This is a genomic window from Bacillus sp. JJ1521 (assembly GCF_036965165.1).
GTDB lineage: Bacteria > Bacillota > Bacilli > Bacillales > Bacillaceae_L > Ferdinandcohnia.
In genome coordinates this window covers 1-15,453 of record NZ_JBALOX010000071.1, presented here as the reverse complement: position 1 = coordinate 15,453, position 15,453 = coordinate 1, and the positions used below count along the sequence as shown (strand labels likewise).

Genomic DNA, 15,453 nt, shown 5'->3' with positions numbered 1-15,453 from the left:
ATCGGAACCGTTGCGGCAGTATTAGTCGTAGCATCGAGTGACACAGAATCGATTTTTCGAGTAGTGTTCCTCTCAATTTTGGCAGGTTACGGGGGAGAAAGGATCATGCAAAGAGTTGATTTTGCCAGACAAGCGAAAACGTCAAACGAATTGCGGTCAGAAACAAATCAAGAACAGGAGAACAATAAGACGAATGATGCACTCTGATTTAAAACGAGGAAAAAAAGAAAAATGCGATGTATTCTAGTTGACCCTTTTTGCAGGTAAATGTAGAAAGGGTTATTTTTATTTTTTCTGAAAAGGAAGAAAACTAGAAACTATATCCTCATTTGCTCACATAGTAGAGATGTTTCTATTAAAATGGTATAATCAGTAGCAGTGAACTTGAAATGGAGGATTTACAATACATGATTACAGTTACTAATGTAGGTTTGCGTTATGGTGACCGCAAGCTTTTTGAAGATGTTAATATAAAGTTTACACCGGGAAATTGCTATGGATTGATTGGTGCAAATGGTGCCGGAAAATCAACCTTTTTGAAGATTCTTTCTGGTGAGATTGAGGCACAAACTGGTGATATTCATATGACGCCAGGTGAGCGCCTTGCAATCCTAAAGCAAAACCATTTCGAATATGAAGAGCATGAAGTCCTTAAGGTTGTTATTATGGGGCATGCCCGTCTCTACGAAGTAATGCAGGAGAAGGATGCCATTTATATGAAGCCAGATTTCTCTGATGAGGACGGTATGAGAGCGGCTGAACTAGAAGGTGAATTTGCCGAATTAAATGGTTGGGAAGCAGAATCAGAAGCAGCTATCCTTTTAAAAGGATTAGGAATTACTGAGGAGCTTCATACGAAAAAAATGGCAGAATTAACTGGTTCTGAGAAAGTAAAAGTATTATTAGCGCAAGCTTTATTTGGGAAGCCAGATGTACTATTACTTGACGAGCCTACTAACAACTTGGATTTAAAAGCAATCCAGTGGCTAGAAGAATTTTTAATTAACTTTGAAAATACCGTAATTGTCGTATCCCATGATCGTCATTTCTTAAATAAAGTATGTACACACATGGCAGACCTTGATTATGGAAAAATTCAAATCTATGTTGGAAACTATGATTTCTGGTATGAATCAAGCCAGCTTGCTTCAAGAATGGCGAATGATGCAAATCGTAAAAAAGAAGAAAAAATTAAAGAACTTCAAGCTTTTATTGCGCGCTTTAGTGCAAATGCTTCAAAATCTAAACAAGCAACATCACGGAAAAAGTTATTAGATAAAATTTCACTTGATGATATTAGACCATCGTCACGTCGATATCCGTTTGTCGGATTCACACCTGAGCGTGAAATTGGAAATGATCTTTTACGCGTTGAAGGTCTGACAAAAACAATTGACGGCGTTAAGGTACTTGATAATGTGAGTTTTATTATGAACAAGGGTGACAAGCTTGCGTTTGTAGGAAAAAGTGAAATTGCGATCACGACATTATACAAGATTTTAATGGGAGAAATGGAAGCAGATAGTGGTACCTTCAAATGGGGTATAACAACATCACAAGCCTATTTTCCTAAGGACAACTCAGAGTATTTTGGGGGAGATGAGCCATCTTTGGTGGATTGGCTACGTCAGTTCTCACCAAATGATCAAAGTGAAAGCTTCCTTCGTGGCTTCTTAGGCAGAATGCTTTTCTCTGGGGAAGAGGTATTGAAAAAGCCTAGCGTTCTTTCTGGAGGAGAAAAAGTACGCTGCATGCTTTCAAAAATGATGCTAAGTGGTTCAAACGTGCTCTTATTAGACGACCCAACAAACCACTTAGACCTTGAGTCCATTACTGCTTTAAACAATGGTTTAATTGCGTTCAAAGGATCTATATTATTCACATCACATGACCATCAGTTCGTTCAAACAATTGCAAACCGCATTATTGAAATCACGCCAAATGGTCTTGTAGATAAGCAAATGACATATGATGAATATCTTGAGAATACTGAACTTCAAAAACAAGTTGAATCAATGTATGCATAATAAGTAAAGCCGTCTTCCTTTTCGGGAGACGGTTTTTTATGTTTCTTTTGAAATAGTTGAGTCGTTTTTATCAGAGTCATTCGTATTGGATATGCTCACAACAGTATTATTCGTTACATAGACACCTGTATTTAAAGACCCAGAACCGGCATACGTTTTTCCAGTTGATGTGGGAGAAACATTATACGAGTTCCCAGTAATGATGGTTCCTTCATTCCTATTAATTTCGATTGGTCCTAAAAAGATTGAAGCCATATGCTAATCTCACCTCACATAGTCTGTGTAGTACTAGCATATGGCTACTAAGAAAATTATGAAAGGTACAAACCCCTAAAATCAAAAAGATAAGCCATAAAGAGGCTTATCATTTACCTAATAAAGCTAAAATTCCTTTGAATATAAGAACAAATGAAAAGACAATGATTGTAATTGCACCAACTAGTGTGAATACTGAGTGCAGGCCTACTAAAACAGTATCATACGCAGTTACTTTAATTAAAGCAAAGCCTGCTAATATACACGCTAGAAATAAGAATACATACTTATCCATGTGATTTCCCCCCCTTTTACTACACTATATGTCCCACTTAAAAGGACGTGAGAAAATCAAGGTCGTTTTAATCATTTTTTAATATTTGGGAATAAAAAAGAAAATCGTGAATAGAATAGTTTTGTTGGCAAGAAGGGCTTTGAAATAAAGGATTGAAAACGATAGGGTGGGACAGATGGCTTTAGTAAAAAATTGTATCATTGTGTTATTGTTTGCATTAGTCGTAGTGGGAATGATTTTATTTGGAGTAAGGACAATTGAGGCACAGGAAAACCCAACAGTAATGATGAAGACTGAGAAAATATATGTTGAAAAAACCGTTCACTTTTAGGGAAAGTAGCGGTTTTTTTTATTGTCTAGTATCGGGTTTGAAAATGGAAAAGGAGGCCCAAGTATAAGGGCCCCCTAGGGAATGGTTATTGTTGCGAACCATTTTTAAGCTGTTGTTGTGCCATTGCAACGAGACGTTTCGTCATTTCGCCCCCAACGGAGCCGTTAGCACGTGCGGTCGTATCTGCACCAAGCTGAACTCCAAACTCATTGGCGATTTCTTCTTTCATTTGATCTAGAGCATTTTCAGCACCTGGAACCAATAGTTTGTTTCTTGCCATGATACATCACTCCCGACAAAGTTTTTGAGTAACCAAACGATTACTCAGTTTTAAGTTGTCACGTATTGTGAAAATGATGCTTGGGAATTAGGACCAATCCTGTCTTTTGCATGATAGGGAGCAATTTATTAAAGTTAGGGCAAAATTAATAAAGGATATGAAACAAATCTTGGTCAGCTAGGGCACAATTGTTCCGGGTTAGATCACAATTATCATGTAATAGGGCCCAATTCCTCTCGCAGTTGACCTATTCAGCTTTCAAACTTCCTTCTTCAAGCTTCTCCATTTCGACTTTCATCCATTGTGGATCCAATTTTTCACCGATAAATACAAATGTTGGCTTGTAATTCATTAGCTCTTTTAAGTAAATTGGAGTTCCATAGGAGTATTGAAACAAATAAGTATGACTCGAATGGGTAAACTTTAAATAGCCCTTAATTCGGTAAATCGTATCAGGCATTTTTCTAAGCCAATCTTCGAATAAATCAAGGTCAAGTGGATTTGTGAATGTATGTACATATGTTTTTAGTTTTAAATCGAGATGGACATGGGCACGTTCGTGTGGCTTTCGCTCAGTCCTTTTCATCGTACGAAGATGATCAAGCTTCACAGCAGCATACTTTGTCAACAAGCATCTTGCATCACGATTTATTGACTGGATTTCAAAAAGTATTTGTCCTTGTTCCATCTCCGACAAATGGTCAACTTTATTAAGTAATAATACATCGGCGTGGCGAACTTGTTCGCGTAGGAGCATCTGCAGCTGAGCACTTAATACGTCTCTTTCCTTCCAACGATTCACATCGAGGATAGTCACAATCGATTGGACAACTAATTGATCTGCAAAAAGTGGCGACATACACGCATCCAATACCTCAATCGGATGGGCAACTCCTGTTGTTTCAATATAGATGGCATCAAGGTTATGATCTTGCAACAGCCCTTGGAGATGAACTTCAAGCTGTCCTTGAATCGTACAACATACACAACCATTTAATAACTCTTTTAGAGGTGTATTCTCTGAAACAGCATTTGAATCAATCGAAACCTGACCTAACTCATTCATCACGACCGCCACTTTTCGCCCTGCCTCTTTTTCTTGAGTAAGAATATTTTGTAATAAAGTAGTTTTACCACTTCCTAAAAATCCAGATAAAATAAAAACTTCAACTTTTTCCATAAAAACTCCTCATTCTTTCATATGATTACTACTATTATATCGAATATTGGCGAACAGGGGAAAGAAGTGATTAAACCAAGTAGGATTGACAGATTATACCTATGCACATATACTAAAACTAATAAAATTCGAAAGGAATGGGTCTGGGGCAATGTATAACTAATCTTATTTTCGTACCGATTTTTCAATATCGAAAAACGTGTATCTAGAGAATAGGATTCGTATGCCCATTTCCATGTCCATTTGTACATTAACAAGTGTACATTTTTTGTATTGGGAAAAATGCGTCCTCTCTAGATACAGTCTAGGGAGGTTTTTTTATGACGATTTTAAAAATAAGCGGGATCCACAAAAGCTACGGTGATAAGGTTATCTTAAATAATATTGAATTCGACGTTCAAAGCGGAGATCGAATCGGGATTGTAGGTAATAATGGTGCCGGGAAATCAACATTGGCCAACATCTTAACGGGAAAAAGAGAGATGGATAATGGAAATATTGAGATGCCGTCAGGACCGATTTCAATTGGCTATGTAAAACAGGCTGCAGAACATGCACTTCGTGACCTTGAAGAAGCTGCGATTTCAGGGGGAATTTTGGAGCAAACTAGTCAGCTTGGGTTAACGAAAGTGCAGTCATGGGATCAAAATAGAGGGGCACATTTAAGTGGTGGCGAGAAAACGAAGCTATCATTAGCGAAAGTTTGGGCATCCCAGGCCGACCTGTTATTACTTGATGAGCCTACAAACCATCTTGATTTTAAAGGAGTAGAGTGGCTGATAGAGGAAATTAAGGCTTTTTCGGGTGCAATCATTGTCATCTCGCATGACCGATATTTTCTTGATCAAACAGTTCGTCAAATTATTGAAATTGAAGACGGCAATTCGGTCATTTATCAGGGGAACTATACGGATTATTATGAAGAGAAGGAAAGGCAATATCAAAGCCAACTCCATCGCTACGACACTCAGCAAAAGCAGAAAGAAAAAATTGAAAACCAGATGAGTAATTTGCAAAGCTGGTCAGACAAAGCGCATCGGCAATCCACGAAACAAGAGGGCTTTAAGGAATTCTACCGTGTGAAGGCAAAGAAAATGGATAAACAAATAAAATCCAAAATGAAGCGCCTTGAAAAGGAACTTGAGAAAAATAAGATAGAAAAGCCAAAGGAAAGGGAGGAACTCCAATTTCATTTTAAACAGGGTAATAAGCGTGGAAAACGAATTGTTGAAGTGAAGAATGGTCGAATGAGATTTGATGAGAGGCTATTGTTTAAGGATAGCAATTTTTATGTAAAGTTTGGAGAAAGGATTGGTATTCTAGGCGAAAATGGCTGTGGGAAGACGACATTGCTACGCCTGATAATGGGAGAATCAGTGCTTTCAACTGGGGAGCTTTGGAAGAGTCATTCCTTAAAAATCGGTTATCTGTCTCAGGATGTGACTGACTTGGATGAATCGAAGACCATCCTGGAATACGTTGGTCTCACTGTAAAAGATGCGATAAGTGAAGCAAGGACCATTTTCGCAAACATTGGGTTTAAAGCAAATAAAATCAATCAGCCAATTTCGTCTTTAAGCCTAGGGGAACGAACAAGGGTGAAACTCGTTAAATTGTTGTTGGATGAAATAGATTTATTAATTTTAGATGAACCTACCAATCATCTCGATCTAGCAAGTCGCCAATCGCTTGAAAAAATGCTGGAATCTTTTGAAGGCACGATTCTTACCGTTTCTCATGATCATTATTTTCTTGAAAAAATGTGTGACAAACTGCTTGTGTTTGAAAATCGGGAAATTAAAAGGGTTGAAATGGGGCTAGGGGAGTATATGAGAAGGGATCAAAAAGAGCCGGACACTTTACAAAACAAAGAAGAAGAACTGCTTCTTATCGAAAATGAGATAAGTGCGACAATCGGCCAATTGTCATTGATAACGAAGGATGACCCCAATTACGATGAATTAGATAAAAAACTTTTAGCATTAATGAAAAAGAAAAGAGAGATGTGAATCATTTATTAAAGTGGAAAAGGCACTACTGGAGGAACTCAGCCCCTAGTAGTGCCTTTGTTTTTTAGAACGCCCAGTTCCCATTACGGAAGACTGGTTCGACGGTTCCATCGGCTGTGATACCGTCGATGTCCATTTCACCTGATCCAACCATGAAGTCGACATGTGTAATGCTGGAGTTTGCTCCTTTTTCCACAAGCTCATCACGAGACATCGTTTTACCGCCTTCAATACAGAAGGCATATGCATTTCCAATCGCAAAGTGATTGGATGCATTTTCATCAAAAAGCGTGTTGTAGAAAAGAATTTTTGATTGTGAAATAGGTGAACTATGTGGTACAAGTGCAACCTCACCTAAATAGTGGCTTCCTTCATCAGTTTCCACAAGACGTTTTAACGTATCTTCACCTGTTTTAGCTTTCATGTCAACGATGCGACCATTTTCAAAGGTTAATGTAAATTGATCAATCAGACTCCCACCATAATTAAGTGGCTTTGTGCTGCTCACAAATCCATTAACACCATCTTTTTTAGGAACTGTAAACACTTCTTCAGTCGGCATATTGGCAACGAACTCAATGTTTTGTTCGTTTTCACCACCGCCGCCAATCCATACATGGCCTTCAGGTAGCTCAACCACTAAGTCAGTTCCAGGTGCTTTATAATGTAATTTGTGATATTTTTTCTTGTTTAAGTATTCAACCTTTGCATGTAAAGTTGCATTGTGTTCCTTCCACGCTTGTACAGGGTCTTCGACATCAACACGAGTTGCTTGGAAAATCGCATCCCATAATTTTTCAACCTGCTCTTCTGAAGATAGGTCTGGGAATACTTTTTTAGCCCAACTTTCTGAAGGGACTGCGATTACGGACCAACTGATCTTATCAGACTGAGAATAATTTCGGTATTTTTGTAGCGCTTGGCCAGCCGTTTTATTTGCGTTGGCAATGCGATCAGGATTGACGCCTTTTAATAAATCAGGATTAGACGAAATGATGGATAAAAAGGCTGCTCCGTTTTCTGCGAGCTCTTCCATTCCTTTTGCCTTCCACATTGGATAATCAAGAAATGCCTCATCAGGTGCAAGATCAAAGCGTGTCCGTGTAATTTCGTCATCATTCCACTCAACATATACATTTCTTGCTCCAGCCTCATAGGCTTTTTTTACAACTTTTCTTACATATTCTACTGCTGAAATAGGTGCATTAATAAAAAGGTTCTGTCCCTTTTGAACATTCACACCGACACGAACGGCTAAATCAGCATATTTTTCAAGCGTTTGTTCGAACTTAGACATATGTATTCTCCTTTTAAACGAATGTAAGTACTTCCATTTCTAGTGTAACAGAAACAGTGAAGAGTAAGAAATACAAATTATTATAAAAATGGGCGGAAGTGTATTGACATGATTGGAATTGTCATTTAATGTATTGAGTGTACCACGTGATGTAGTACACAAGAATCACGAATGACATAGATTAACTGAAAGGGGTGTTTTGCTTGTATTTTCACTTGGATGAACGCAGTAATACACCAATTTGGGAACAAATTGTAAACCAAGTCAAGGAACTCATTTTAAAAGGAGTCCTTCAGCCAGATGAAAAATTATTAAGTGTTCGAGAGCTCTCCTCGACTTTGATTATAAACCCGAATACCGTCAGCAAAGCGTATCAAGAGCTTGAACGACAGGGAATTATCGAAACACGAAGGGGAAAGGGAACGTTTGTTTCTGAACAGCTTCCAAAGAAGGTGGATGATGAAAAAGTGGAGGAAATCAAACAATCATTAAAGCTTTTACTCGTAGAAGCTTCTTATCTTGGGATAAATAAAGAAACATTTGTTGAGTGGATCGAGAAATATGTCGATGAGTTAGGGGGGAAGGACAGCAATGCTTAACGTTCATAATCTATCAAAGACCATCGAAGGAGAATGGGTCTTACAAAATATTTCTTTTTCAATTGGTGAAGGGTCAATTGTTGGCTTGGTCGGACGAAATGGAGTCGGAAAAACAACGCTGCTAAGAAGCCTTGTTGGCATTTTAGATGCGGACCAGGGTGAGGTTGTGTTTCAAGGAAAAAATATCGTAACAAATCCCGAAGTAAAATGGGAAATGGTATTTGTTCCTGATTCCAATTCAGCCTTTCATGGCTACAGTATCAAAGAGCTTGTCGCTTTATATGATGCGATTTATGTAAATTTCGACAAGCCATATTTTTATCAGTTGTTACAGCGTTTTAACCTTCCAGAGAAGCGAAGAATTCGAACCTTCTCACGGGGGATGAAGGCCTTACTATTTATCATTTTGTCCATTTCAACCAAAGCAAAATTGATTATTTTAGATGAACCAACGAATGGACTGGATGCGGTAGTAAAAAGGAAAATTCTCCAATTTCTTTTAGAGGAAGTGTCAGAATCAAGGATTTCACTTCTTATTTCTAGCCATCATTTAGATGAAATTGAGAAAATTGCGGATACAATCATTATGTTAAAGGATGGCGAGGTAGAATCAATCGTTACAATGGATAATGCTAGATTACAGTATAAAAAAGTTCAGGTGGTCTTTAAAGAAATTGGCATTCCTGAAAAATTTAAGGAGCTTCCAAATATTGAAGTTTTATCTCAAATTGGACGTGTGAACACTCTTTTAATAAAAGGAAATACTGAAGAAACAGTATCACGATTAAAGGAGCAGCAACCATTGCTTTTTGAGGAATTGCCGATGTCACTAGAAGACATGATTGTGTCTGCATTAGGAGGGGATGACATTGTTTAATAAAGCACTTTGGCTTAGGAATTATAAGCTGTCCAAGTTTGTCGTGTGGGGACTTTGGTTGGTTTGTCTTTACTTTCCATATAAGCTGAATAACTTTTTACGTATCGAGGAATACTCACTTTTGCACTACGATGAATGGGGAAATTCAGAGCCATATACATTATATTTTGGTAATTTTTTGGAAGTTGGTTTGTTTCAAGTTCTTGCATCCATTCTTTTGGCTACAGTTTTAATTGGGTTAGAGCGAACAAATCAAAACCTAGATTTTACACTAGCACTCCCATACAAAAGAAGTGATATCTTTTTCTCAAAGTGGATTTTCGGAGTTTTTCATTTGACAATAGCACTGGCAGTAAGTGTATTAATTTCGATGTTTATACTAGGAAATTCAGTGTTACATGAATATCTTCCGTTATCTGCACTTGGATATTATTTTGTCCTTGCTCTTGCAACATTAATTGGGGTTTTTACATTTAGTCAGTTTATGGGATTAATTGGAGCAAGTTTCGTTTCACAATTTGCGTTTAGTGTGATTTTTCTATTTTTGCCATATGGATTTTATAACCTAGTCATACAGGGCATTTCGCATCATTATCGAGCAATCACAGGTGATTACTTTATTAGAGAAAACTTCGGAATCCAAAGGTTTGATAACTATGCTGAGAATCTCTCATTCCCACTCCAGTTATTGGAGTTTGATAAGGGTATTAATGAAAAATATCTTTGGAAGCAAGCTACTTTTTTAAGTACATTATCAGTGATCATCATTCCGATTATCGTAACCATTATCTCGTTATACTTGATAAAAAGACTATCCTCTCGTATCAAAAGTGAAAATAACGGTAAAATCTTGGCCTATGAAAAGCTGCTTCCTTACCTAAAAGTAGGCGTGTTCATCTGTTTCTACCTTTTTGGTGGAATGGTTTTTGGCTCGCATCATTACACTTACGAACCTCCCAGCCTTCTAGCCTACCATCTGGGAGGACTTGGATTTAGTATCATTGCTTACCTCATCCTTACAAAACTAGCGGGAAAGAGGCTGCAATTCAGAAAAAATATAAGAAATTGAATAGACAATTTGGACATAAATGAAACTTTCACCACCCCCTTTTCGTATTAAAAGTATGATAAGGGGTGGTTTTTGTGTCTGAAAAACCGGTATTGAAGTTGCCGAAAACATTATCTGAAAAAATACTAGTGGCTCTCTCAATTTTATTTTTACTTGGAATATATGGAATTATCATTGTGAATTGGAGTGAAATTCCTGACCGGGTTCCAACCCATTTTAATTTTGCCGGAGAGCCTGATAGCTGGGGTGGAAAATGGAGTGTTCTCATTCTTCCAATAATCGCAACCTTTTTATTTAAAACTTTATTTATTATAGGTATGTTTCCACATATTCATAATTATCCTGTCGAAGTGACGCAAGAAAATGCGGAAGGCTTGTATAGAATCTCTCGAAAAATGCTCATTACGATGAATTTTTTTCTTACATTCTTTTTGGCGATTGGCGCTTGGGAAATGCTAACTGTTGCCCAAGGCAATGAAGGGTTAGGCATGTGGTACATGATTGGGATGCTCGTGTCTATTTTTGGAACTATGGGTTATTATATGTACAAGATGTTCAAATTACGAAAAAAGTAGAGTGCCATAGGGTCCGTTCTACTGGTTCCTTTTAGGGACCAGAGGAACAGTCCTCATGGTTACGAACGAAGGTAGGTAGTCAATGGTGTTAATCGAAATTATTGTCCAGCATGCTGAAGATGCAAAACTTGCAGAAGAACACGGTGCAAACCGACTCGAACTTGTTACCGCAATGACGGAAGGAGGATTAACACCTTCTTATGGTATCATTAAAGATGTTGTCCAAGCGGTCTCAATCCCTGTTCATGTCATGGTGCGCCCTCACGGATATTCGTTTACTTATTCAGATGACGACAAGCGGGTTATTTTAGAAGATGTAAGAGTATGTAAGGAACTTGGTGCAGCGGGAATCGTGTTCGGATCCTTAACTGAAAATGGAGAAATTGACGAAGCTTTTCTTGAAAAAGTCATTGAGACCGCTAGCGGAATGAAGATTACATTCCACCGTGCGATTGATGAAGCGAAGGATATTATTAAAGCTTATCAAACCCTACAAAAATACAGTGATTCGATCCAAACGGTGTTAACCTCGGGGGGAGCGCCAAAGGCATTAGATGGTGTAGAAAATCTTAAAGTCATGCAAGCACTATTTAGCGAAAAATCATCACCGGTGATTATGCCAGGCTCCGGCCTATCACCAGACAATATTGCTGAACTTCATGAAAAAGTTCATGCAACCGAATATCATTTTGGCTCGGCTGTTCGTGTTAATGGGAAGTTTAGCGAACAAATAAATGGGAATACTATTAAAAAGATAAGAGAAATAATCGATTAATTTTATTTAGCAGAAGCCTGGACTTCTGCTAAATAAAATGATAGCCTCCGGCGGATGCCACAGATTTTCAATGGATATTTTTCGAGCAGTAAGATCAAAGACTAAGTACGCCACTTCATGTGGCAACGTCTTTATGACCCACTTCCTGTGTGCCTAAAATCTGGGCGCAAATACGCCTAGGAGTATTTGATTACAACAAGGATGTCTGAATGTAGATTTGGGCGTCCTTTTTTTATTTAAAAATAGCCAGTAAAAGGAGAGTGAAACCAATGGAAGTTCTTGTCAGACACCTCGAAACGATATGCAAACAGCATGTATTAACCGAAAAAATTCTACTTGTGGATTCATATATGATTGGCGACCAAATTTTAAGATGGTTTACTCAAAAAAACAATTATGCCATCAATATCAAACTTAAAACAATCAAGGAACTTGCCCTCGAAGCCACCTCATCCGAAGAAAACCAACTCCTAAGTGACGCACTGGGGACACATTTTATGTATTCCTTATTATCAGATCTTCAGCCAGACCTTCGATATTTTCACGAGGTCGAAATCACACGAAGCTTAAGCCAAAGCATGTATCAAACAATAAAACGACTTCGTCTTGCTGGATACAAAAGCGGCACACTTTCAAGGGAACAATTTGTTTCACCTAAAAAAGGCGAAGATATGATACTTATTTTAGAGGCATATGAACAACTTCTTCACAAACATAAACGAATCGATGAGTCGGACCTTTATCGGAATGCACTAGGAAAATATCATTCTAGAAATCAGATCTTTATTCTCCAAAGCAACCTAAGACTTGAGTATGTACAAGTAGAATTTTTACAAACTGCCCTTCCTTCAACCTATTTTCAGTTACCCATGGAAGCAGTTCGTGGAATTTCTTCACCTGAGTCTTCACCTTTTTCCAAGGTCGTTTTCGGAGACGAAACGCCATTAAGTTATTTGTTTGATGTGGAGAATTCAACAACAACTGTACCGACTCTATCCCTTTTTTCAGCAAAAACGGAAGAGATGGAGCTAAAGGAAGTTATGTTTCGAATCAAAGAAAAAGGCGATCGGTTTGATGAGTCCGCGATTTTTTACACTTCAAGCGCTCAATATATAACCGCTATGTATCATATAGCTGAACGTTTACAAGTGCCGGTGACCTTTGGGGAAGGGATCCCGATTGGATTCACAAGACCTGGAAAAATGGCAGCTGGAGTTTTAAGGTGGATGAATGAGTATTACAGTTTGAAAGCTTTTCTAAAGCTACTTCAGGAAAATTTGCTGGACTTGGGAGATGACGCTCCCTCAAAAAGAAAATGGGCAACGCTACTTCGTGGAGCGAACATCGGTTGGGGAAAAGAGCGCTACCTTTCACAAATCCAAGCAAAAATGAATGAACTTCCCGAATCGGAGAACCGAATTCGTGATTATCAATGGCTGTTAAAATGGTTTTCGACTACGTTCAAACGTATGCCAACTGTCGAAGACGAAGTAACCATCATTTATGGTGAGCTGTTAAAAACAATCAAGTACTTTCTGCAGAATTATTGCAAGGTTTCTTCAGGCTTTGACCAAGCGGCGAAGGATACATTGCTTGAGCGAATCGAGGATTTGCTCCCATATGCCATTGAAGCAGTACCCAATGCCCAACAAAAATTCGAAGAAGATTTTCTTTCTATTCGCATCGGTCATTCGCGTCCAAAGCCTGGCTATTTACATCTTACTTCTTATAAAAATGGGCTCTATTTGAATCGTGAGCATTTGTTTGTTGTGGGAATGGACAACTGGCGATTTCCAGGAAATTCAGGGGAGGACCCACTTTTACTTGATACCGAAAGAGAAAAGCTTGGTCGATTTTTACCTTTAGAAAAAGAAAGGCCTAAAAGGGACCTTTATTCTATGTTACAGCTGTTTGCTTCATCGTCAAAAAATGAAATTACGGTTAGTTACTGTAGATTCGATATCAATGAAAATCGCGCTATTTCACCAGCGTATTTGTTCTTACAATGCTATCGAATTCAAACAGGTGACTTTTTAGCAGATTTTAAGACTTTACAAAAGAAAGTGCCAATTGAAAACAGAAACCATACTGTTGTAAACGAAGACTGGTGGTATGAGAAAATTACAAACTCTCAAATCGTTCAGCTTGATAAACCATTTTTAGCTGATTTCTCGAATATTGCAAGAGGGCTTCATGCTGAAAAAATGAGACATGATCCCGCATTTACTGTGTACGAAGGGAAGATTGAAAGTGATACAACCAGGTTTGACCCTCGCAAAAATCAAGATATCATGATTTCCGCGGGGAAACTTGAAAAAATTGCGAAATGCCCCTATGCCTACTTTTTAGAAAATGTCTTGCGATTAAAGGTAATCGAGGATGTGTCTTATGACCCGACGAAATGGGTAGATGCCAAAACAAGGGGAACCTTATTGCACGAAATATTTGAGAAATTTTATCAAGAAATCAAAATACGTAGTGAAAGACCTTCCTACGAACAGCATATTAGCCTTTTAACTAAGATTGCGAAGGAACGGCTGGAATATGTAAAAACAGTTGTTCCGCCACCAAATGCACGAACAGAAAGACTAGAGTCAGAGGAAATCATCGAATCATGTGAGACCTTTTTAAAAATTGAAGAGGAAAATAGTGAACTTGGTGATCCATTGTATTTTGAATATTCGTTTGGAGAAGACGCACCTGCTGTAATTGAGCTTCCATCTGGAACGGTTCACGTAAGAGGTATTATTGACCGGGTCGACAGGCTGCCGGATGGCACCTACCACATCATTGATTATAAAACGGGAAGCAGCTGGGGCTATCATACGAAGGAGTTTTTTAAAGGTGGTCGNNATTTAGGAATGGAAGCTGGAGTTGTGAAAAAGAGCTCATATATATTCCCGACGCGAAAAGGAGCGGGGAAACGCTTTGTGAGAGAGCAGGAGGAAACGACTCGATCAAATGGGAAGGACATTTTAGACAAGCTTCTTTCGATTGTGGAGTATGGTCATTTTACAATGACAGAGGATGAGAATGATTGTAAATTCTGTGAGTTTAAAAATATTTGCAGACGTTCCACCTATGATAAAGAGGCATTTATACAAAAGCAAAAAGATGAGTCGGCTGAGGGACTAAAGAGCTTTAAGGGGGTGCGCGCCTATGACTAAAGTAGTTGTTGACCAAGAGGCAAGAGATAAAATTTCAATTGTATTGGATCAAAATTTCCTTGTAGAAGCAGGAGCAGGCTCAGGGAAAACGACGAGCCTAGTTGACCGTATGGTGAACCTGATTTATACAGGGAAAGCAAGTATTGACGAAATTGTCGCGATTACCTTTACAAAAAAAGCCTCGGACGAACTTAAAACACGGTTCTTAACCGTACTTGAGAAACAATGTAAAGAGGAAACCGACCTGGATGTGAGATTTAGGCTAGAGGAAGCCTTACAAAACATTGAACAATCATTTATCGGAACGGTTCATTCCTTTTGTGCACGTTTACTACGGGAGCGGCCTGTTGAGGCAGGACTAGATGTCCATTTTTCAGAACCTGAGGATACTGAGGATGACAAAATAGCCGAGGCAGCTTGGCTTGTCTATATCCAGAAGCTCGAACAAGATCATCCGCAGAAATCAAGAATAACGAAGGAATTAGGGCTTCAGGAAAAAGATTTAGCGGAGCGCTTTTGTCAAATGAAGAACTATCCTGATGTTGAGTGGGCGAGTGAAGTGATTGAGAAACCAAATCTTGATGAGGTGTTTCGACGATTCATAATGCTATTAATAGAAGCCTGTCGCTGCATTCCAAACGACATTCCAAAAGTCCCTGACAATCTCCAAGAAGCGATTGATGATGCACTTCGTCATGTGAGATATGATGACAAAAC

Annotated in this window: 16 protein-coding genes; 11 read left to right on the top strand and 5 right to left on the bottom strand. The window is 38.5% G+C overall.

From position 1 onward, the window contains the following. A partial coding sequence (locus tag V7147_RS11655) for a DUF4257 domain-containing protein (protein ID WP_335368029.1) occupies positions 1-207 on the top strand: 207 nt, incomplete at its 5' end. Positions 208-407: 200 nt separating this feature from the next. Next, positions 408-2,027 (top strand): ABC-F family ATP-binding cassette domain-containing protein, encoded by a 1,620-nt coding sequence (locus tag V7147_RS11650; protein ID WP_335368028.1) that lies wholly within the window; start codon positions 408-410, stop codon positions 2,025-2,027. A 36-nt stretch (positions 2,028-2,063) separates the two neighbouring features. On the opposite strand, the gene V7147_RS11645 is transcribed toward V7147_RS11650, so the two are convergent. Together V7147_RS11645 and V7147_RS11640 are read right to left on the bottom strand one after the other, a co-directional pair. After that, a complete protein-coding gene (locus tag V7147_RS11645; protein ID WP_335368027.1) occupies positions 2,064-2,282 on the bottom strand; it encodes a spore germination protein in 219 nt (72 codons plus the stop codon). Between the two features lie 109 nt (positions 2,283-2,391). Further along, positions 2,392-2,577: a hypothetical protein gene (locus V7147_RS11640; RefSeq protein ID WP_335368026.1), complete on the bottom strand. Its 186-nt coding sequence runs from the start codon at positions 2,575-2,577 to the stop codon at positions 2,392-2,394. 175 nt (positions 2,578-2,752) lie between these two features. On the opposite strand from V7147_RS11640, the gene V7147_RS11635 reads away from it, so the two are divergent. Next, positions 2,753-2,908 carry a hypothetical protein gene (locus V7147_RS11635; protein ID WP_335368025.1) on the top strand — a complete coding sequence of 52 codons (156 nt, stop codon included), beginning with the start codon at positions 2,753-2,755 and terminating at the stop codon, positions 2,906-2,908. Positions 2,909-2,993: 85 nt separating this feature from the next. On the opposite strand, the gene V7147_RS11630 is transcribed toward V7147_RS11635, so the two are convergent. Together V7147_RS11630 and V7147_RS11625 are read right to left on the bottom strand one after the other, a co-directional pair. Further along, complete coding sequence (locus V7147_RS11630; protein WP_057996587.1) at positions 2,994-3,188, bottom strand: alpha/beta-type small acid-soluble spore protein; 195 nt, start codon at positions 3,186-3,188, stop codon at positions 2,994-2,996. A 247-nt stretch (positions 3,189-3,435) separates the two neighbouring features. Further along, positions 3,436-4,368 carry a CobW family GTP-binding protein gene (locus tag V7147_RS11625; protein ID WP_335368024.1) on the bottom strand — a complete coding sequence of 311 codons (933 nt, stop codon included), beginning with the start codon at positions 4,366-4,368 and terminating at the stop codon, positions 3,436-3,438. Between the two features lie 320 nt (positions 4,369-4,688). Here V7147_RS11625 and abc-f point away from each other — a divergent pair, with 320 nt between their 5' ends. Then, positions 4,689-6,377 carry a ribosomal protection-like ABC-F family protein gene (gene abc-f, locus V7147_RS11620; RefSeq protein WP_335368023.1) on the top strand — a complete coding sequence of 563 codons (1,689 nt, stop codon included), beginning with the start codon at positions 4,689-4,691 and terminating at the stop codon, positions 6,375-6,377. A 64-nt stretch (positions 6,378-6,441) separates the two neighbouring features. Here abc-f and V7147_RS11615 read toward each other — a convergent pair whose 3' ends face one another. Then, positions 6,442-7,674, bottom strand: coding sequence for an aminopeptidase (locus V7147_RS11615; protein WP_335368022.1), 1,233 nt, complete (start codon positions 7,672-7,674; stop codon positions 6,442-6,444). Between the two features lie 203 nt (positions 7,675-7,877). On the opposite strand from V7147_RS11615, the gene V7147_RS11610 reads away from it, so the two are divergent. The 7 genes from V7147_RS11610 to V7147_RS11580 form a co-directional block, all read left to right on the top strand. Further along, entirely contained in the window at positions 7,878-8,273 is a 396-nt protein-coding gene (locus V7147_RS11610; protein ID WP_335368021.1) for a GntR family transcriptional regulator, read from the top strand. Beyond that, positions 8,266-9,150 (top strand): ABC transporter ATP-binding protein, encoded by an 885-nt coding sequence (locus V7147_RS11605; RefSeq protein ID WP_335368020.1) that lies wholly within the window; start codon positions 8,266-8,268, stop codon positions 9,148-9,150. The genes V7147_RS11610 and V7147_RS11605 overlap by 8 nt, the downstream gene beginning before the upstream one ends. Then, positions 9,143-10,219, top strand: a complete 1,077-nt coding sequence (locus tag V7147_RS11600) for an ABC transporter permease subunit (RefSeq protein ID WP_335368019.1) — start codon at positions 9,143-9,145, stop codon at positions 10,217-10,219. Before V7147_RS11605 ends, V7147_RS11600 begins: the two co-directional genes overlap by 8 nt. Before the next feature lie 74 nt (positions 10,220-10,293). Then, positions 10,294-10,794, top strand: a complete 501-nt coding sequence (locus V7147_RS11595; protein WP_335368018.1) for a DUF1648 domain-containing protein — start codon at positions 10,294-10,296, stop codon at positions 10,792-10,794. Positions 10,795-10,876: 82 nt separating this feature from the next. Continuing rightward, positions 10,877-11,569: a copper homeostasis protein CutC gene (locus V7147_RS11590; RefSeq protein WP_335368017.1), complete on the top strand. Its 693-nt coding sequence runs from the start codon at positions 10,877-10,879 to the stop codon at positions 11,567-11,569. A gap of 269 nt (positions 11,570-11,838) precedes the next feature. Further along, positions 11,839-14,736: a PD-(D/E)XK nuclease family protein gene (locus V7147_RS11585; protein WP_335368016.1), complete on the top strand. Its 2,898-nt coding sequence runs from the start codon at positions 11,839-11,841 to the stop codon at positions 14,734-14,736. Next, on the top strand, positions 14,729-15,453 hold a 725-nt coding region (locus V7147_RS11580; protein ID WP_335368015.1), incomplete at its 3' end, for a UvrD-helicase domain-containing protein. The genes V7147_RS11585 and V7147_RS11580, both read left to right, overlap by 8 nt.

Excerpts from the sequence above, each read along its gene's own strand:
- V7147_RS11630 (WP_057996587.1), bottom strand. The coding sequence starts at position 3,188 with ATGGCAAGAAACAAACTATTGGTTCCAGGTGCTGAAAATGCTCTAGAT.
- V7147_RS11615 (WP_335368022.1), bottom strand. The coding sequence starts at position 7,674 with ATGTCTAAGTTCGAACAAACGCTTGAAAAATATGCTGATTTAGCCGTT.
- V7147_RS11590 (WP_335368017.1), top strand. The coding sequence starts at position 10,877 with ATGGTGTTAATCGAAATTATTGTCCAGCATGCTGAAGATGCAAAACTT.
- V7147_RS11635 (WP_335368025.1), top strand. The coding sequence starts at position 2,753 with ATGGCTTTAGTAAAAAATTGTATCATTGTGTTATTGTTTGCATTAGTC.
- V7147_RS11640 (WP_335368026.1), bottom strand. The coding sequence starts at position 2,577 with ATGGATAAGTATGTATTCTTATTTCTAGCGTGTATATTAGCAGGCTTT.
- V7147_RS11625 (WP_335368024.1), bottom strand. The coding sequence starts at position 4,368 with ATGGAAAAAGTTGAAGTTTTTATTTTATCTGGATTTTTAGGAAGTGGT.
- V7147_RS11645 (WP_335368027.1), bottom strand. The coding sequence starts at position 2,282 with ATGGCTTCAATCTTTTTAGGACCAATCGAAATTAATAGGAATGAAGGA.
- V7147_RS11650 (WP_335368028.1), top strand. The coding sequence starts at position 408 with ATGATTACAGTTACTAATGTAGGTTTGCGTTATGGTGACCGCAAGCTT.
- abc-f (WP_335368023.1), top strand. The coding sequence starts at position 4,689 with ATGACGATTTTAAAAATAAGCGGGATCCACAAAAGCTACGGTGATAAG.
- V7147_RS11605 (WP_335368020.1), top strand. The coding sequence starts at position 8,266 with ATGCTTAACGTTCATAATCTATCAAAGACCATCGAAGGAGAATGGGTC.